We start from the raw sequence: 19626 nt of genomic DNA, 5'->3' as shown, positions 1-19626 counted from the left end.
GCCAGAATTCAGGCCTGACGCGGTTTTCAGGGCAACGATAGAAGTTTTTTATCCAGCGGAACGGTAACGGAATTATTCTTTATATTATTCCATTGTTTTTATTAATTTATTGGAAAACGAAGAAGGAAATATCAGTAGAAAAATTTCATCAATCAACCGCATTTTTTAATCACGCCGGAATAAACTTCCGGCGTGATTACTCGCGATTAACTGGCGATTGCCATACCGACGGTCATATGCAGACCATAGAATACGCCGCGACCAATCATCTCACCAACCAGCACCAGCGCAAACGCCAGGCCCAACAGCGGCAATGCGGGCTGATAACCTTTAAGCTGCGGTACAATCCAGCAGACCAGCGCCAGCACTAATGCGACCGTCCGCCATGCCATCAATGAACCATAATCCGGCACCAGCGCGGAAGCCTGTTGAATCGAACTATGGATAGTCGCCAACTCGCTGCCCTGGATTAGCGCGACGGTCACGCTAATCACCAACGCCACTAGCATAATCACCGGCAATAAACGCATCGCCCAACCATCTACGCCCGCGACACGCAGCAGCAGATAACCCAACAGCGGCCCGCCGAGAAACAGGGTCAGGAAGAAGTTGAGCGGCGTCCAGATGGTATACCAGGTGGGCACGGTATCGATGGTGTTATATACGCGGATCATCATCCAGACGAAGATGACGCCGAGGATCATGGTGACGACCAGCCACAGACTACGCAGCCCAGACGACAGTTTATTTACCACCGCCAGCAGCCAGCCAATACCACCGACGGCAAAGAAAAGCGCGCCGCTGGCTATTTCATTGCTTAACGATGATGCGCCAACGCGGTTCAGCGAATTGAACGCGCGCATAGGTGAACCAAGGTGCATGGTGGAGGCAATAAAGCCGATCCCCATCAGCACCCACAGCCCAAACATGCTCATTATCACCCGCTGCTGCTGCTCGCGCGAAAGTTCGCCCTTCATCAACGCCAGCGCGAGAACGATAAAGCCCCCGGCGACGCATTGGCCAAAGACCGTGAAAATCATCAACGGCCATTCATGCCATCCATTTCCCATTTCAGACCTCCTTCGGATTGGCCAGATAGCCGGTGGTATCCCCACACGGACGGCTGTTGGCGTTAGGTTTTATCACAATGCTCGGCCTGGTGAAGTGCGCTGAAGGCAGCGGCGCCACGGCGGCCAGCTGGCCGTGTTTTTCCCGCAGTTCGGCAATCGGCCCGAAGTCCAGCGCGCGTAGCGGGCAGGACTCGACGCAAATCGGTTTCTTGCCTTGTGCGACACGCTCGTGACAGCCGTCGCATTTGGTCATATGCCCTTCGGCGGCGTTGTACTGCGGCGCGCCATACGGGCAGGCCATATGGCAGTAGCGACAGCCGATGCACACCTCTTCATTGACCACCACAAAACCGTCTTCGCGCTTGTGCATCGCCCCGCTCGGGCAGACCTTGGTGCACGCCGGGTCTTCGCAGTGGTTACAGGCGATAGAGAGGTAATAGGCGAAAACGTTCTGATTCCAGACGCCGTTGTCCTCCTGCCAGTCGCCGCCGGCATACTCATAGATACGACGGAAGCTGACGTCCGGCGTCAGGTTCTTGTAGTCTTTACAGGCCAGCTCGCAGGTTTTGCAACCGGTGCAACGGGCGGAATCGATAAAAAATCCATACTGAGTTGTCATCGGTTACTCCTTACAGCTTTTCAACCTGGACGAGGTTGGTATGCGATGGGTTGCCTTTCGCCAACGGCGACGGACGTTGAGTCGTCAGCACGTTAATGCTGCCGGCCTGATCCACGCGTGAAGCGTCCGGGTTATACCAGGCGCCCTCGCCCAGCGCGACAACGCCCGGCATCATACGCGGCGTCACTTTCGCTTCGATATGCACTTCGCCGCGATCGTTGAAAATGCGAATGCGATCGCCGTTGGCGATGCCGCGTTTGTGCGCATCGATCGGGTTAATCCACATCTCCTGGCGGCAGGCTGCCTGCAGGACATCAACGTTGCCATAAGTTGAGTGGACGCGAGACTTGTAGTGGAAGCCCGTCAGCTGTAGCGGATATTTGGCGGACAACGGATCGTTGTAGTTTTCAAACCCCGGGGTGTAGATCGGCAGCGGATCGATCACATCGCCTTCCGGCAGTTCCCAGGTCGCGGCAATTTTGGCAAGCTCCTGGGAATAGATTTCGATTTTGCCCGATGGCGTAGTCAGCGGATTGGCCTGCGGATCTTCACGGAAGGCTTTATACGCCACATGATGCCCCTGCGGGTCACGCTGCTTGAAGATCCCCTGCTGGCGGAAAGTATCGAAATCCGGCAGTTCGGGAATCGCTTTACGCGACTGCTCATACAAATAGCGCATCCAGCCTTCCTGAGTGCGGCCTTCGGTAAACTTCTCCGCCACCCCCATGCGTTTCGCCAACTCGGTGGTCATCTCATAGATGGTTTTGCATTCGAAACGCGGTTTAATCGCCTGGTCGGCAAAGATGACGTAAGACATATTGCCGCAGGAGGCATCCAGCGCGAAGTCCATCTGCTCCGAGGCGGTACAGTCCGGCAGCAGAATATCGGCGTATTTCGCAGACGACGTCATGTGGCAGTCGATTACCACAATCATTTCGCACTTCTTATCGTCCTGCAGGATTTCGTGGGTGCGGTTGATCTCGGAGTGTTGGTTGATCAGGCAGTTACCCGCGTAGTTCCAGATCATCTTGATCGGTACATCGAGCTTATCTTTGCCGCGTACGCCATCACGCAGCGCGGTCATTTCCGGACCACGTTCAATCGCGTCGGTCCACATAAACATGGAGATGCTGGTCTCTACCGGGTTATCCAGCGTCGGCATGCGCTCGAAAGGCAGGCTATATGATCCTTCACGCGCGCCGCTATTACCGCCATTGATCCCAACGTTACCGGTCAGAATGGCGAGCATGGAGATGGCGCGGGTGGCGATTTCGCCGTTGGCGTGACGCTGCGGTCCCCATCCCTGGCTGATATACGCCGGCTTCGCCGTCGCAATCTCGCGAGCCAGTTTCACAATGCGCTCACGCGGGATCCCGGTAATGGTGGATGCCCACTCCGGCGTTTTAGCGATACCGTCGGAGCCCTGACCAAGGATGTAAGCTTTATAATGTCCATTAGCCGGCGCATCGGCAGGCAACGTTTTCTCGTCGTAGCCGACGCAGTATTTATCGAGGAAGGGCTGATCGACCAGATTTTCAGTAATCATCACCCACGCCAGCGCTGAAATGAGCGCCGCGTCGGTTCCCGGACGAATTGGGATCCATTCATCTTCACGCCCGGCTCCGGTGTCGGTATAGCGCGGATCGATAATGATCATGCGGGCATTGGATTTCTGCCGCGCCTGCTCAAGGTAGTAAGTGACCCCGCCGCCGCTCATGCGCGTTTCGCCAGGGTTATTGCCGAACAGCACCACTAACTGACTATTTTCGATATCCGACGGGCTATTGCCATCGGCCCAACCACCATAGGTGTAATTCAAACCAGCCGCAATCTGCGCCGATGAATAGTCGCCATAATGATTGAGATAGCCGCCGCAGCAGTTCATCAGACGAGCAATCAGGGTTTTACCCGGCGGCCAGGAACGAGTCAGAGTCCCGCCGAGCGTACCGGTTCCGTAGTTCAGATAGATAGATTCGTTGCCATAATCTTTAATCAGGCGCTGCATATTGCTGGCAATAGTGTCGAACGCCTCTTCCCAGCTAATTTGTTCGAATTTTCCTTCACCGCGTTTGCCGACGCGCTTCATCGGATATTTCAGCCGGTCGGGGTTATAGACGCGGCGGCGCATAGAGCGGCCGCGCAGACAGGCGCGAACCTGATGCAGACCGTCATAGTTATCGTCGCCGGTATTATCGGTTTCTACATACTTAATCGCGCCGTCAACCACGTGCATACGCAGCGGGCAACGGCTGCCGCAGTTAACGGTACAGGCGCTCCAGACCACTTTCTCACTGACTGGCGCCAGCGTATCAGCGGCGTGCGCAATACGCGTGAAGGGTAAGGTCAATGCGTTGCTGGCCATCGCCAGACCGCCTATCGCCGTGGTTTTCATCAAACCACGTCGGCTAACTTCGGCAGCCAGTAAAGCATCGGGGGCTTTGATTTTCATAGATACTCGCTTTGGTTGCTCACAATAAGCTGACAATCGTTATATAATTTTATATATATCGGATTTTATTGGCTTTTTATGCTGTATTAATCCAAAGGGAGTATCACCGGATTTACTGAGGGGATTATTGCCCGGTATCAATAAGGATATAAAAAAAGCGCCCGCAGGCGCTTTTAAGGAAAGAGCAGAAAAGATTACCCGATATACTCGAGGCCGCGCATATACGGGCGCAGGACTTCCGGGATCTCGATACGGCCATCGGCCTGCTGATAGTTTTCCATCACCGCAACCAGCGTACGGCCAACCGCCAGACCAGAACCATTCAGGGTGTGAACGAGACGAGTCTTTTTGTCGGACTTGCTGCGGCAACGCGCCTGCATACGACGCGCCTGGAAATCCCAGACGTTGGAGCAGGAAGAAATTTCGCGATAGGTATCCTGCGCCGGAACCCACACTTCGAGGTCATAGGTTTTACAGGCGCTAAAGCCCATATCACCGGAACACAGCGCTACCTTACGGTACGGCAGACCCAGCAGTTGCAGAACCTTCTCAGCGTGGCCGGTCATCTCTTCCAGCGCCGCCATAGAGTCTTCCGGACGTACGATCTGCACCATTTCAACTTTGTCGAACTGGTGCATACGGATCAGACCGCGAGTATCACGACCATAGGAACCCGCTTCAGAACGGAAGCACGGCGTATGGGCGGTCATTTTGATCGGCAGATCGTCTTCGTCGATGATTTCGTCGCGGACCAGGTTGGTCAGCGGCACTTCGGCGGTCGGAATCAACGCATAGTTGCTGCTATCGGCTTCTTCTTCCAGCGGACGAGTATGGAACAGGTCGCCGGCGAATTTCGGCAACTGGCCAGTTCCATACAGCGTGTCCTGGTTCACCAGATAAGGAACATAGTTCTCGCTATAGCCGTGCTGTTCGGTGTGCAGATCCAGCATAAACTGCGCCAGCGCGCGGTGCAGGCGGGCCAGTTGGCCTTTCATCACTACGAAACGGGAACCGGTTAGCTTAACGGCGGCGGCGAAGTCCAGCCCCCCGTGCATTTCACCCAGCGTAACATGGTCGCGCACCTCGAAATCGAACTGGCGCGGCGTACCCCAGCGGCTGACTTCAACGTTGTCGTTTTCGTCGCGGCCAACCGGCACGTCATCGTGAGGAATGTTCGGGATCGCCAACGCGATATCGCGAATTTCCGCCAACAGCGTTTCCAGCTCGGACTTTGCGGCATCCAGCTGTTCGCCAAGCTTGTTCACTTCCAGGCGTAATGGCTCGATATCTTCCCCGCGCGCTTTCGCCTGGCCAATGGATTTCGATCGGGAGTTACGCTCCGCCTGCAGGTTTTCGGTTTGAACCTGCAGAACTTTACGACGCTCTTCAAGAGCGCGCAGTTTATCTACATCCAGCTTAAAGCCCCGGCGTGCCAGTTTTTCTGCGACTGCGTCTGGCTCGGTACGCAGCAGATTGGGATCGAGCATGCTTATCCTGTGCTTATCGAATTTAAATAGGAAAAATGGCCGCAAACTACGGCCACGGAAATATAGGTAATAACCTTACCGCAACGCCACAATTAGCGGTAGCGTTTTATCTGGCTATTTTGATCCAGTTCGGCAAGCCAGGCGAGCTTTTCAGCGATTTTGCCCTCGAGCCCCCTGTTTGTTGGCTGATAATAGCGCGTTTGCGCCATTTCCTGCGGGAAATACTGCTCGCCGGCGGCGTAGGCGTTAGGTTCATCGTGCGCGTAGCGGTATTCCTGACCATAGCCCATCTCTTTCATGAGTTTGGTCGGCGCATTGCGTAAATGAACCGGCACGTCGTAATCAGGGCGATCGCGGGCGTCGGCCAGCGCAGCCTTAAAGGCGGTGTACACCGCATTACTCTTCGGCGCGCAGGCCAGATAAACAATAGCCTGAGCAATAGCCCGTTCGCCTTCTGCCGGCCCGACGCGGGTAAAACAATCCCACGCGGAAATGGCCACCTGCATAGCCCGGGGATCGGCGTTGCCGACATCCTCTGACGCGATAGCCAGACAACGGCGCGCAACATACAGCGGGTCGCCGCCCGCGGTAATGATCCGTGCGTACCAGTATAATGCCGCATCCGGGGCGCTACCGCGCACCGACTTATGTAACGCGGAAATAAGATCGTAAAAACGGTCGCCTTTATTATCAAAACGCGCGCTACGCTCGCCGGCAATTTCAGTAAGCAGTTCGGCTTTCAGCACTCGCTTGCCCGAATCGTCGCTTTCAGCCATATCGGCCATCATTTCTAACGTGTTCAACGCCCGACGCGCGTCGCCGTTGACCAGTTCGGCAATCGCCTTGCGAGTTTCATCTGGCAGGACAATATCTTGCCCGCCGTAGCCGCGCGCTTTATCGCCCATCGCCTGGTTAAGCACCTGCTCGATATCATCCGTGGTCAGCGACTTAAGTAAATAGACGCGGGCGCGGGAAAGCAAAGCGGAATTAAGTTCGAATGACGGGTTTTCGGTCGTCGCGCCAATAAAAGTAATGGTGCCATCTTCGATGTGCGGCAGAAAGGCGTCCTGCTGACTTTTATTGAAACGATGCACTTCGTCTACAAACAGGATAGTGCGCCGACCGGCGTTGCGGTTTTGCCGCGCGCGCTCGATAGCTTCGCGGATCTCTTTGACGCCAGAGGTGACGGCCGAGATACGTTCGACATCGGCATTGGCGTAGCGTGCAATCACTTCCGCAAGGGTAGTTTTACCGGTGCCCGGCGGCCCCCACAGGATCATCGAGTGCAGATGCCCGGCCTCAATCGCCCGCGGTAGCGGTTTACCCGGCGCCAGCAGGTGCTGCTGGCCAATGTACTGCGCTAAATTTTCTGGCCGCATACGGGCGGCCAGAGGTTGAAACGCGTTATCGGAAAAATCGAGCGAAAAGTTGCTCACATTCGCCTCTACTTACGTTGATCGTCCACCGTCACCCCTTGCGGCGGTGTAAAAGTGAACTTAGATGCGTCGACGGCGCCATTCTGCTGCGACTTCAGCTGGTAGCTGCTGCGCTGATCGTCTTGCTCAACAGCGCTGAACTGATGGATAGTGCCGTCACGGCCCACATTGATTGTGAACTGCTTCAGGTTGCCGTTACCGCTTTTCGGCGTCAGCACAAAATCATCGCCGTTTTGCTTGATGTTGTATTGCTGCCAGTCCGCTGACTGGTTGCGGGCGATCAGCATGAACGGCGTGTTGCTGGTCGCGTTTTTCAGCCAGGTCGCGGTTGCCTGCTCGACAAACGGGTTGTAGAACCACAGCGTTTTCCCATCCGATACCAGAATACTTTCATCCGGCTGGGTCATATGCCAGTTGAACAGATTCGGGCGTTTCACCCACAAATCGCCCTGCCCGTCCTGCACGGCATTGCCGCTTGCGTCGGTCACTTTCTGAGTGAAGCTGGCATGGAAGCTGCTAACTTTATCCAGACGGCTTTTTAAGTCGCCGGCAGCGTCTGCCCAAACCTGGCTTACCACGAAGCCAGACAATAATGCACAGGTGATGGCAAGTTTCTTCATTGTTGATCCTTATTGTGCGTCACTCCCGACGCGGGAGCCTGTTCTGTCTCTACTGTAGAGCCGTTGATAACAACGGAATAGCAGAACAGGCTGATTTTGCGCTTATTTACCGAACTTTGCACTTACTCGAAGGGCGGCGGCGCCAGGACTTCACGGTTACCATTATGGCCCTGCTCACTGACGATCCCCTGGGCTTCCATCTGCTCAATGATACGCGCCGCGCGGTTATAGCCGATGCGGAACTGACGCTGTACTCCGGAGATCGAGGCTTTGCGTTTCTCGGTCACGAAGTTGACCGCCTGGTCGAACAGCGGATCCAGCTCTTCGCCGCCATCAAAGCCGCCACTACCGCCTTCGCTTTCACTGTCGGAGGTAATGCCGTCAACATACTGCGGACGACCGCGCGCTTTCCAGTCCTGAACCACGGCGTGTACTTCCTGGTCACGGACAAACGCGCCATGCACGCGAACCGGCATCGTGGAGTTAGGCCCGGAATAGAGCATATCACCCATACCCAGCAGCGATTCTGCGCCGCCCTGGTCAAGGATGGTGCGCGAGTCAATCTTGCTTGATACGGTAAAGGCGATACGCGTCGGGATGTTGGCCTTGATAAGACCGGTAATCACGTCAACTGACGGACGCTGGGTCGCCAGCACCAGGTGAATACCCGCCGCGCGCGCTTTCTGCGCCAGACGCGCAATAAGCTCTTCTACCTTCTTACCGACGGTCATCATCAGATCGGCGAATTCATCCACCAGTACCACGATATACGGCAGTTTTTCCAGCACCGGATGTACGGCATCCATGCTGTCGCCCGGTTTCCAGTAAGGATCCGGGATCGGACGTCCCATACGCGCGGCTTCAGCGATCTTCTCGTTGTAGCCCGCCAGATTACGCACGCCCAGCGCCGACATCAGCTTATAACGGCGTTCCATTTCGTTGACGCTCCAGCGCAGCGCATTAGCGGCGTCTTTCATGTCGGTGACCACTTCCGTCAGCAGATGCGGGATACCTTCGTACACCGACAGCTCAAGCATTTTCGGGTCGATCATGATGAAACGCACGTCTTCCGGCTGCGCCTTGTAGAGCATGCTGAGGATCATGGCGTTCACGCCAACCGATTTACCAGAACCAGTGGTACCGGCAACCAGCAGATGCGGCATTTTCGCCAGATCGGCCACCACCGGATCGCCGGCGATATCTTTACCCAGCACCACGGTAAGCGGCGATGGGTTCTCGCGGAATTTCGGACAATCGAGCACTTCGCGCAGGTATACGGTCTGGCGTTTTTTGTTCGGTAATTCCAGGCCGACGTAAGGTTTACCCGGAATGACTTCCACCACACGCACCGCCACGGTCGACAGCGAACGCGCAAGGTCGCGCGACAGGTTAGAGATTCGCGCGGCCTTCACCCCAGGCGCGAGGTTCAGCTCGAAGCGGGTGATCACCGGGCCAGGCGAGTAGTTCACCACATCCGCTTTGATGCGGAAATCGGCGAGACGCGCTTCGACCAGGCGCGCCATCTGCTCAAGCGCAAAGGTATCAACAGGTTCAACTTCGCTCGGCGGCGGCGTCAGGAGATCCAGCGACGGCAGCGGAGTCGTCGGTCTTTGCAGCGGACGGCTGTCGCCGTTACGCATCAGCAATGGATGAATAAGGCTATCCTGTGGCTGCGGCGCGGGCGGCTGATAACCCTGCGGAGCAACCGGCTGTTGCTGCTGCACTGGCTGTTGAGCAGTCTGATAAGCCTGCGGCTGCGGCGCTACCGGCTGATGGTGTACGGGCGGCTGCGCAGGTTGATAACCCTGCTGCGGCGCGGCTGCCGGTTGTTGGTAGTGCTGAGCCGGTTGCTGGGGCTGCACTTCCGGCGTCGGCATAAACAGCGGCTCGCTCGGACCATCATTGACCAGCGTTTTCATCGGCGAGAACTCATAGTCCGCCGGTGAGAAAGGATTGGCTCCCGGCGGCTGCTCGCTGGCATAGCGCTGCTGCTGGGTCGCGGCAAACTGGCGAGCCAGTTCCGCTTCAGCGGCTGCGTCTTCGTCCTGCTCATCGCTTTCTGACTCCCAGGACTCGCCATAGCGCTGTTGCTGGGTTGCGGCAAACTGGCGCGCCAGCTCGTCTTGTTCCAGCGCATCGGCTTCTTCGTCGCTCAACGGCTCGTTATCGTAATGCTGTTCCAGCTCGGCCCGACGCGCGCGCTCTTCAGCAATACGCTGAGACGGCAGCTTAATGCCATAGGAAGCAAGCTCCCGACGCGTCGGCACGCGAACGCGATTCGGGCGCGGCAATTTCGGACCGATGCCTTCTTTAACCTGTACCCGCGGGCCGCTGGATGCCGGGCTGAAAACTGGCGCTGCGTCGGCGGCGGCTGACGCCGCTGAAGCGGCTGCGGCTGCGCTGCCAGACGTCGTGGCCTGATGAACGCCAGCGGCGACGGCGGTCACAGCGGCGGCATCGACGGACGGCACGGATGGGGCAGCCGGGGCGGTTATCGGTTTGGTTGCTACCGGGCTCGCCGGTTCAGGGATTGGCTGATACCAGGACTCCAGCAACTCACGCTCGCGCGCACGTTTCTCTTCGACTTCCTCGAAGTAGTACATCGGCGGGCGTTTAGTTTCTTCCTGAGGCGCTTCAGGCTCAGCGGCAGGCGCCGGTTCCTGATGGTAAACAGGCTGTTGAACAGCCGGTTCAGGCTGATAAACCGGCGGCTGCTGCGGCGCGTACTCAGGCTGATACACCGGTTGCTGCGGATGCGCAGTTTCCGGCTGGTAAACCGGCGGCTGCTGCGGCGCGTATTCCGGCTGGTACACCGGCTGCTGCGGATGCGCGGCTTCCGGCGGGTAAACCGGCGGCTGCTGCGGCGCGTATTCCGGCTGGTACACCGGTTGCTGCGGATGCGCGGCTTCCGGCGGGTAAACCGGCGGCTGCTGCGGCGCGTATTCAGGTTGATACACCGGCTGCTGCGGATGGGCGGCTTCCGGCTGGTAAACCGGCGGCTGCTGCGGCGCGTATTCAGGTTGATACACCGGCTGCTGCGGATGGGCGGCTTCCGGTTGATAAACCGGTGGCTGCTGCGGCGCGTATTCCGGTTGATACACCGGCTGCTGCGGATGGGCGGCTTCCGGTTGATAAACCGGTGGCTGCTGCGGCGCGTATTCCGGCTGATACACTGGTGGTTGCAGGTGGGCAGCCTCCGGTTGATATGCCTGCCCTGTCCCCTGCTCCGCCCATGCCTGCGGCACAGCTGCAGCGGCGGAAGCCGCGCCGATCGGGTCGGCAACCGTATGGCCATTCAGTAGTGGATCGTAAGGGTCTAAATCGCCAGGACGCGCAGCGCTGGCGCCTGAGAACAGGACATCATCGGCCGCGACAGGCGCGCCGCTGGCGCTATATTGTACGGCTTCCGCATCATCCATACGTTTACCGGAGAACAGTGCGGCATCCGTTTTACGCCCCATCGGGTTGGCGAATTTTTCCGCCAGACGCTTACGACGCGCTAACGCGCTACGCAAAATGCGGGCACGACGCGATTCCCGCGGCTGCGCGGTATCGTCGTCGTCTTCATCTTCATATTCTTCATCTTCATATTCGCCTTCATCAACCCAGGTATCGTCCCGACGGGTACGATTACTGGCAAAGGTCAAAATAGAAAGGATAGCGCCGCCGAGTTTCTCGGCAATGCTGACCCATGACCAGCCGGTGAACAGCGTTAAACCTGCGGCCCAGATGCATAGCAGAGCGATTGTACCGCCGCTGCTGTGCAGCAAAGGTTGCAATGTGGTGCTAAGCAGGCTGCCAATGACGCCGCCGGAGGCAAAGTACCAGATATCATCGGCGTTGATCGCCGCCAGACCGCAGGAGGTGAGAATGAGCGCCAGCGCGCCGATCAGGCGCAGCGAAACAGCAAAGTAATCGACGTATTCGTCATTTTCCTGATGACGCCATGCAAACCAGCAGCCGCCGATGATAATCACGGGGATGGTGTACGCCATTACGCCAAAGATGAAAAATAGCGTGTCCGCCAGCCACGCTCCGGGCATGCCGCCCAGATTATGGATAGGCTCATGCCAGGCGGTCTGTGACCAACTGGGATCGGATGGATTAAAGCTCAGTAATGCCGCCATCAGCCAGATGGCAAAAAGAGAGCAAAGGATGAGTAACGCCTCAAGAACGCGGCGCCCGCTGCTTAGCTTCGTTAGTTTGACTTCTTTGTCTTCGGTGTATTCCTGGCTCAAGAAAGGCTCTCCAGGTATCAGGCAATTTCCTGCCTGCTGCTAAAACGGACAACAGCGCCGGGTCTCCCCGGCACTGTTGCTGTATGGATTAACAGGAGTGTAATCAAACTACGTCGATTTTGCACCTGTTCCGTGTTAGCGCGTCTTGATTACCAGACGATTACTCTGCTTGACTTCTTCCATAACCACGTAGGTACGGGTGTCGTTTACGCCCGGCAGGCGCAGCAGGGTTTCGCCCAGCAATTTACGATACGCTGACATGTCCGGTACGCGGGTTTTCAACAGATAGTCAAAATCACCGGATACCAGATGACACTCTTGAATTTCTTCAAGTTTTTGCACTGCGGCGTTAAATTGCTCAAACACATCCGGCGCACCACGATTCAGAGTAATCTCAACAAATACCAGAAGTGATGCATCCAGATAATGCGGGTTGAGCAGCGCCGTATAGCCCTGAATAAAACCCTGTCTTTCCAGTCGACGCACGCGCTCAAGGCAAGGCGTCGGAGAAAGTCCCACCCGTTTGGAAAGCTCGACGTTGGAAATACGCCCGTCTTTTTGCAGTTCATTCAGAATGTTACGATCGATGCGGTCGAGATCTTTGCCAGGGCGTTTCTTGCTATCTACCATTATTATTGTCTCTCTGTATTCCTTCCCTACTCCTGTTCTGACTCTGCGCCTTCACTGCCAGAGCCCATCCCGTTATTACCCGTACGACGTTGAGTAACCCAGGGGTACGTGAGAAGCCCGTTGCCTGATGGCAGTCACCGACATCACGCATGGCGTCTGTCCACACCATGCGTAGATTTCGCTGACCCGGATAAAAATGGCATTTGCGTGCATGAACATTCGCCACACGCTAAACACTGCTTTTCTTCTTCCATGAATGTTTTCGCAAAAGCACAGGGGATTGTCAAAGCAAAACATCGATTTTTAGTACAAGATGCCAGATATTCATCATCAACCCCCTCTGAATCTCATGTTTTCATCTTATAATCAGGGCGCTAACAGTAGAATTAATTATATTTTCCGCTCGTTAAATCGCCAATTCATCGGCGGGTTCTATTGCACATATCGTTAACAAAATCGCTACGCTCTTTTTTTACGCCCGCAAATTCCCTACAATCCAGCGCAATGTATGCCAATAAAATATGGGGATCTCATGGGCACAGCCAAACACAGTAAACTGCTTATTCTAGGTTCTGGACCTGCAGGATATACCGCGGCGGTCTATGCTGCGCGCGCAAACCTGCAGCCGGTGCTGATCACCGGCATGGAAAAAGGCGGTCAGCTGACCACCACCACTGAAGTGGAAAACTGGCCAGGCGACCCAAACGATCTGACCGGTCCGCTGCTCATGGAACGTATGCACGAGCATGCCACCAAGTTCGAAACTGAAATTATTTTCGATCACATCAGCAGCGTCGATCTGCAGAACCGTCCGTTCCGCCTGGTCGGCGACAGCGGCGAGTACACCTGTGACGCGCTGATTATCGCTACCGGCGCTTCCGCCCGCTATCTGGGTCTGCCTTCTGAAGAAGCGTTTAAAGGCCGCGGCGTCTCTGCCTGCGCCACCTGCGACGGTTTCTTCTATCGCAACCAGAAAGTCGCGGTTATCGGCGGCGGCAACACGGCGGTTGAAGAAGCGCTGTATCTGTCCAACATTGCTGCTGAAGTGCATCTGATCCACCGTCGCGACTCCTTCCGCGCGGAAAAAATCCTCATCAAACGCCTGATGGATAAAGTGGAAAGCGGCAACATTGTCCTGCACACCGATCGCACACTGGAAGAGGTCACAGGCGACCAGATGGGCGTCAGCGGCCTGCGTCTGCGCGATACCAAAAACAGCGATAACGTTGAGACTCTGGAAGTTGCCGGCCTGTTCGTCGCCATTGGACACAGCCCGAACACCGCTATCTTTGAAGGTCAGTTAGCGCTGGAAAACGGTTATATCAAAGTACAGTCCGGCATCCACGGCAACGCCACGCAGACCAGTATCCCTGGCGTCTTCGCGGCAGGCGACGTGATGGACCATATCTACCGTCAGGCGATTACCTCCGCCGGTACCGGCTGTATGGCCGCACTGGACGCGGAACGCTACCTGGATGGTTTAGCTGACGCTTGCAAATAATCTTTACAAGTCAGTAACAAAGGTAAAGAAGGCGACGAAAAGTCGCCTTTATTTTTGCCTCGTTGTAACATTGCCGTGCCCAAAAATCTCATAACGACACCTGCTAAGCGCGCAATGAATAAAACCCGTCAACAAGAGTTAACCCGCTGGTTAAAAGAAAAAAGCATTATCTCCCGTCGCTGGTTGATGATTTCTCGCCTGCTGGGCGTCGTGAGCGGTCTGTTGATCGTCGCTCAGGCGTGGTTCCTGGCGCGAATACTTCACCGAATGATTATGGAAAATATCCCGGCGACGGCGCTGCTGCTGCCGTTTACCTTGCTGGCGCTGGTGCTGATCCTGCGCGCCTGGGTGGTGTGGCTACGCGAACGCGTCGGCTTCCACGCCGGCCAGCATATCCGTTATGAAATTCGCCGCCAGGTGCTGGACCGCCTTCAGCAGGCGGGCCCGGCCTGGATTCAGGGAAAACCCGCCGGCAGTTGGGCGACGCTCATCCTTGAGCAAATCGATGATATGCATGATTACTACGCGCGCTATCTGCCGCAGATGACGCTGGCCGCCTGCGTGCCGCTGCTAATTGTTATCACTATCTTCCCCAGCAACTGGGCTGCCGCGCTAATTTTGCTCGGCACCGCCCCGCTGATCCCGCTCTTTATGGCGCTGGTAGGGATGGGCGCCGCCGATGCTAACCGGCGTAACTTCCTCGCCCTCGGTCGCCTTAGCGGCCACTTCCTTGACCGCCTGCGCGGCATGGAAACGCTGCGCCTGTTCAACCGCGGCGAAGCGGAAATCAATAATATTCGCGACGCATCGCAGGATTTCCGCCAGCGGACGATGGAAGTCCTGCGTCTGGCCTTTCTTTCCTCCGGCGTGCTGGAGTTCTTTACCTCGCTTTCCATCGCGCTGGTGGCAGTCTATTTCGGTTTTTCCTACCTCGGCGAGCTCGACTTCGGACACTACGGCGTCGGCGTCACGCTGATGTCCGGTTTTTTAACCCTGATTCTGGCGCCGGAGTTTTTCCAGCCGCTGCGTGATTTAGGTACATTTTACCATGCCAAGGCGCAGGCCATTGGCGCCGCGGATAGCCTGAAGACCTTTATGGAAACTCCGCTGGCGCAGGCTCAAAGGGGCGAGAAAACGCTGAGCGATCATGAACTGATTCGCCTTGAAGCCCGCGATCTGATAGTCAAATCACCGGATGGCAAAACGCTGGCAGGCCCGCTTACTTTCACCCTGAACGCCGGAGAACGTGTGGTACTGGTTGGCCAGAGCGGCTCCGGTAAAAGCTCGCTGCTGAATACGCTGACCGGCTTTCTTCCCTATGAAGGTTCGCTACAGGTCAACGGCGTCGAGTTGCGCGATCTCGATGCTGAACGCTGGCGTCGGCTAATTAGCTGGGTCGGACAGAACCCGCAGCTGCCCGCCGCCACTCTGCGGGAAAACGTGCTGCTGGCGTGGCCAGAAGCCACGGAAGCGCAGCTACAGCTGGCCCTGGATAAGGCCTGGGTTAGCGAGTTTATCTCCCAACTGCCGCAAGGTATTAATACCCCGGTTGGCGATCAGGCTGGTGGCCTTTCGGTCGGCCAGGCCCAGCGAGTTGCCGTTGCACGCGCGCTGCTGGTACCGTGCCGCCTGTTGCTACTGGATGAACCAGCAGCCAGCCTTGATGCCCATAGCGAACAGCGTGTCATGCAGGCGCTATCTAACGCGTCGACCGAGCAGACCACGCTGATGGTCACTCACCAACTGGCAGGACTGGTCGACTGGGATGCTATCTGGGTAATGCAGAATGGTCAGATTGTCGAGCAAGGCGACTATGCGCAGCTTTCTGCCGCCGGCGGCGCGTTTGCCTCACTGTTAGCCCATCGCCAGGAGGAAATTTAAATGCGCGCACTATTACCCTATCTGGCGCTATACAAACGCCACAAATGGCTGCTGACTCTCGGCGTGGTGCTGGCTATCGTCACTCTTTTGGCAAGTATCGGGCTGTTGACGCTTTCCGGCTGGTTCCTGTCTGCCTCCGCCGTGGTCGGGGTCGCCGGCATTTACAGTTTTAACTATATGCTGCCCGCCGCGGGCGTTCGCGGCGCGGCGATTATTCGTACCGCCGGCCGCTACTTTGAGCGTCTGGTAAGCCACGACGCCACTTTCCGGGTATTGCAGCATCTGCGCGTCGCCACGTTTAGCAAACTACTGCCGCTCTCTCCCGCCGGGCTGGCGCGTTTTCGCCAGGGCGAGTTACTCAACCGCATCGTGGCTGATGTCGACACGCTGGATCATCTCTATCTGCGCGTGATTTCGCCGCTGGTTGGCGCGCTGGTGGTCATCCTGGTGGTAACCATCGGCTTAAGCGTACTTGACGTCACCCTGGCGCTGACGCTTGGCGGCATTATGCTGGCGACGCTACTCCTGCTGCCGCCGCTGTTTTACCGTGCCGGTAAACCGACCGGGGAGCAGATCACCCAGCTCCGCGGGCAGTATCGCCAGCAACTCACCTCCTGGCTACAGGGGCAAGCCGAGTTAATGCTGTTTAATGCCAGCGATCGCTACCGTAAACAGATGGAAAAAACGGAACAGCGCTGGCAAGAGGCGCAGCGCCGCCAGGCTGAGCTCACCGCCCTATCGCAGGCGCTGATGCTGCTGATTGGCGGCATCGCGGTGATCGCCATGCTGTGGATGGCATCCGACGGCGTTGGCGGTAATAGCCAGCCGGGGGCGCTCATCGCCCTCTTCGTTTTCTGCGCCTTAGCGGCATTTGAAGCGCTGGCACCGGTCACCGGCGCCTTCCAGCATCTCGGCCAGGTCATCGCGTCAGCGCGTCGCATTACGCAGATCACCGAGCAGCAGCCCGAAGTGACGTTCAGCCAGCAGGCGCCGCAAAGCATCTCCCGGGTAGCGCTTACCCTGGACGAGGTAACCTTCCGCTATCCGCAACAGTCGACACCGGCGCTGAACGATATTTCGCTACAGGTCGCGGCGGGTGAGCATATCGCCATTCTTGGCCGTACCGGCTGCGGTAAATCGACTCTGCTACAGTTATTGACCCGCGCCTGGGATCCGGCCAGCGGCCAGATTCAGCTAAATGGTCAGCCTCTTAGCGATCTGTCGGAAACGACTCTGCGCCAGGCGATGAGCGTCGTACCGCAGCGAGTACATCTCTTCAGCGCGACGCTGCGCGATAATCTGCTGCTTGCCGCGCCGCAGGCCAGCGACGGCGAGCTCAGCGATACGCTCAAGCGCGTCGGTCTCGACAAACTGCTGGAAGATGGCGGCCTGAATAGCTGGCTCGGCGAGGGCGGTCGTCAGCTTTCCGGCGGCGAGCTACGTCGACTGGCTATCGCCCGCGCGCTATTGCACAATGCGCCGCTAATGCTGCTTGATGAGCCTACCGAAGGCCTCGATGCGACAACGGAAAGCCAGATCCTTGATTTACTTAGCGAAGTGATGCGCGATAAAACCGTGTTGATGGTCACCCACCGCCTGCGTGGACTGGCGCGGTTTAATCAGATAATAGTCATGGACAACGGACAAATTATTGAGCAAGGTAGTCACGCAGAGCTGCTGGCGAAACAGGGCCGCTATTACCAGTTTAAGCAACGTCTGTAAGCTATTATTGTCAACAATTGCTGGTGCGTATTGAGGTCAAAAATGCGTCTGGTTCAGCTCTCTCGTGACTCTATCGCCTTCCCTTCCCCGGAAGGCGCCCTGCGTGAACCAAATGGCCTGCTGGCGCTGGGCGGCGATCTGAGTCCCGCTCGCCTGCTCATGGCCTATCAGCGCGGTATTTTTCCATGGTTTTCTCCCGGCGACCCTATTTTATGGTGGTCGCCCGACCCACGTGCCGTGCTGTGGCCGGAGCAATTCCACTTTAGCCGCAGCATGAAGCGCTTTCATCAACGCTCTCCCTATCGGGTGACGCTTAACCACGCCTTCGGCCAGGTTATCGAGGGCTGCGCCAGCCATCGTGATGAAGGCACCTGGATCACTCCCAGCATCGTTCAGGCCTATCACCAGTTACATGAACTCGGTCATGCTCATTCAATAGAAGTGTGGGATGAGGAGACGCTGGTCGGCGGCATGTACGGCGTGGCGCAGGGGGCGCTGTTTTGCGGCGAATCGATGTTCAGCCGGGCGGAAAATGCCTCTAAAACCGCGCTGATGATCTTCTGTCAGGCTTTTGCCCAGGATGGCGGTAGATTAATTGACTGTCAGGTACTTAACGCGCACACCGCCTCTTTAGGGGCGATTGAAATTCCGCGCCGCGATTATCTCGATTACCTTTCCGTATTACGCACCTACCGCTTACCGGAGCGATTTTGGGTACCACGGGTGCTATTTACCGGTAATGGATAAATGTTTTCAGCACATTTCTTAGCGTGGTGGTATAATTGCGCGGTAGAGTAGCTTCTGCCTGTTGCCCCGCCGCCGTTTGGGAATAATAAGAGTCAGATAACGCCCATCGTTCTGTCACTGCCCTTTACGTTTGCGCCTGTCATGTGGTTTCACCGCGTGTATTCCGGGCAATGCGCCAAAACTACTTCGGCGATTTATACCCGTCATGTTTTAAGCTACAGGCGCTGGCTGCGCGTAATTATTTATCGCCAGCCTGCGACGCGAACTGTTTTGGGTATACGTAAAACTTTACATACTTGATGAACTTCGGCATTATCTTGCCGGTTCAAAACTACGGTAGTGATACCCCAGAGGACTAGATGGCCAAAGAAGACAATATTGAAATGCAGGGCACCGTACTTGAAACGTTGCCTAACACTATGTTCCGCGTAGAACTGGAAAACGGTCACGTGGTAACTGCGCATATTTCCGGTAAAATGCGTAAAAACTACATCCGCATTCTGACGGGCGACAAAGTGACTGTTGAGCTGACCCCGTACGACCTGAGCAAAGGCCGCATTGTCTTCCGTAGTCGCTAATTGTTTCCGCCGCTAAGGCGTCAGATGCTGAAGGCCGGGCAATGCCCGGTCTTTTCATTTCTGCCTACCGCGCCGATTTACTCAGCCATCTCTTTAGCTATCGGTAGGGTATTGTTTAGCGCTTCTTTCGGCACATGGGCACTCAGTTTATCGACACCGATAAAGTCTGAGGCAAAGCCGGAATACACCATTAAGCCATAATCGGTAGTAATAGTTTTCTCCGTCATATAGTTTTGTGACTGGCTCATGGTGTTAATTTTCTTTCCCTTCTCCATTTTTACCAGCATTCCTGCCCCTTTGAGCAACAGGGCGCACGCGGGAATTTGCTCCTCTTTGCGTTTTTCCGCAGGCACATCGACGCTGCGAGAGTGCACATATTTATCCGAACCGGCGGGAAAATAAGCGTGATAGGTTGACTGCCCCGAGATTTTGACCAGGTAAAACGGGCTATCAGCACCGCTAAAGCGGTAGCTACCCGTCATATCCGGACATTGCGCCAGAGCATTAAAAGAAAGCAGCACCAGCGAGGCGCAGCACGACATTTTTGCACATTTCATCATTTCGTCCTTGTGGTTACATCCATCCGTTTTAACGCTAATAAAAAAAGACCGGGCTGTCACCAGCCCGGTCTTTATCACTGAACAATTC

At 56.3% G+C, this 19626-nt stretch carries 14 protein-coding genes; 5 read left to right on the top strand and 9 right to left on the bottom strand.

Annotated features, from left to right (window positions below):
* Positions 1-206: 206 nt before the first annotated feature.
* The 8 genes from PGR09_RS03520 to lrp form a co-directional block, all read right to left on the bottom strand.
* On the bottom strand, positions 207-1070 hold the full coding sequence (locus PGR09_RS03520; protein ID WP_315709819.1) for a dimethyl sulfoxide reductase anchor subunit family protein: 864 nt from the start codon (positions 1068-1070) through the stop codon (positions 207-209).
* Position 1071: 1 nt separating this feature from the next.
* Complete coding sequence (locus tag PGR09_RS03515; RefSeq protein WP_315709817.1) at positions 1072-1689, bottom strand: DMSO/selenate family reductase complex B subunit; 618 nt, start codon at positions 1687-1689, stop codon at positions 1072-1074.
* A gap of 10 nt (positions 1690-1699) precedes the next feature.
* Positions 1700-4138 (bottom strand): dimethylsulfoxide reductase subunit A, encoded by a 2439-nt coding sequence (gene dmsA / locus PGR09_RS03510; protein ID WP_045396232.1) that lies wholly within the window; start codon positions 4136-4138, stop codon positions 1700-1702.
* A gap of 194 nt (positions 4139-4332) precedes the next feature.
* A complete protein-coding gene (gene serS, locus PGR09_RS03505) occupies positions 4333-5625 on the bottom strand; it encodes a serine--tRNA ligase (RefSeq protein WP_015367484.1) in 1293 nt (430 codons plus the stop codon).
* A 92-nt stretch (positions 5626-5717) separates the two neighbouring features.
* Entirely contained in the window at positions 5718-7061 is a 1344-nt protein-coding gene (gene rarA, locus PGR09_RS03500) for a replication-associated recombination protein RarA (protein ID WP_045396235.1), read from the bottom strand.
* An 8-nt stretch (positions 7062-7069) separates the two neighbouring features.
* Positions 7070-7681, bottom strand: coding sequence for an outer membrane lipoprotein chaperone LolA (lolA, locus tag PGR09_RS03495; protein ID WP_015367486.1), 612 nt, complete (start codon positions 7679-7681; stop codon positions 7070-7072).
* A 122-nt stretch (positions 7682-7803) separates the two neighbouring features.
* Positions 7804-11919, bottom strand: a complete 4116-nt coding sequence (ftsK, locus tag PGR09_RS03490) for a DNA translocase FtsK (RefSeq protein ID WP_430915793.1) — start codon at positions 11917-11919, stop codon at positions 7804-7806.
* Between the two features lie 135 nt (positions 11920-12054).
* Complete coding sequence (gene lrp, locus PGR09_RS03485) at positions 12055-12549, bottom strand: leucine-responsive transcriptional regulator Lrp (RefSeq protein WP_000228469.1); 495 nt, start codon at positions 12547-12549, stop codon at positions 12055-12057.
* Positions 12550-13081: 532 nt separating this feature from the next.
* Between lrp and trxB the strand changes: the two genes are divergently transcribed.
* From trxB to infA, 5 genes are all read left to right on the top strand, one after another.
* Positions 13082-14050: a thioredoxin-disulfide reductase gene (gene trxB, locus PGR09_RS03480; RefSeq protein ID WP_045396241.1), complete on the top strand. Its 969-nt coding sequence runs from the start codon at positions 13082-13084 to the stop codon at positions 14048-14050.
* Between the two features lie 114 nt (positions 14051-14164).
* The gene (gene cydD / locus PGR09_RS03475; RefSeq protein ID WP_047049029.1) at positions 14165-15931 is read left to right on the top strand and encodes a heme ABC transporter permease/ATP-binding protein CydD; all 1767 of its coding nucleotides are present in this window, start codon (positions 14165-14167) and stop codon (positions 15929-15931) included.
* Positions 15932-17653, top strand: coding sequence for a heme ABC transporter ATP-binding protein/permease CydC (gene cydC / locus PGR09_RS03470; RefSeq protein ID WP_045396247.1), 1722 nt, complete (start codon positions 15932-15934; stop codon positions 17651-17653).
* A gap of 42 nt (positions 17654-17695) precedes the next feature.
* Entirely contained in the window at positions 17696-18400 is a 705-nt protein-coding gene (gene aat / locus PGR09_RS03465) for a leucyl/phenylalanyl-tRNA--protein transferase (protein WP_045396250.1), read from the top strand.
* Between the two features lie 359 nt (positions 18401-18759).
* Positions 18760-18978 carry a translation initiation factor IF-1 gene (gene infA, locus PGR09_RS03460; protein WP_001040187.1) on the top strand — a complete coding sequence of 73 codons (219 nt, stop codon included), beginning with the start codon at positions 18760-18762 and terminating at the stop codon, positions 18976-18978.
* Between the two features lie 77 nt (positions 18979-19055).
* On the opposite strand, the gene PGR09_RS03455 is transcribed toward infA, so the two are convergent.
* Positions 19056-19616 carry a hypothetical protein gene (locus tag PGR09_RS03455; RefSeq protein WP_131631709.1) on the bottom strand — a complete coding sequence of 187 codons (561 nt, stop codon included), beginning with the start codon at positions 19614-19616 and terminating at the stop codon, positions 19056-19058.
* Between the last annotated feature and the right edge of the window lie 10 nt (positions 19617-19626).

This window comes from Klebsiella sp. 141251 (assembly GCF_050600725.1).
In the GTDB taxonomy this organism is placed as follows: domain Bacteria; phylum Pseudomonadota; class Gammaproteobacteria; order Enterobacterales; family Enterobacteriaceae; genus Klebsiella; species Klebsiella aerogenes.
The sequence above is the reverse complement of the archived record's forward strand: the minus strand, read 5'-3'. Positions and strand labels throughout refer to the sequence as shown.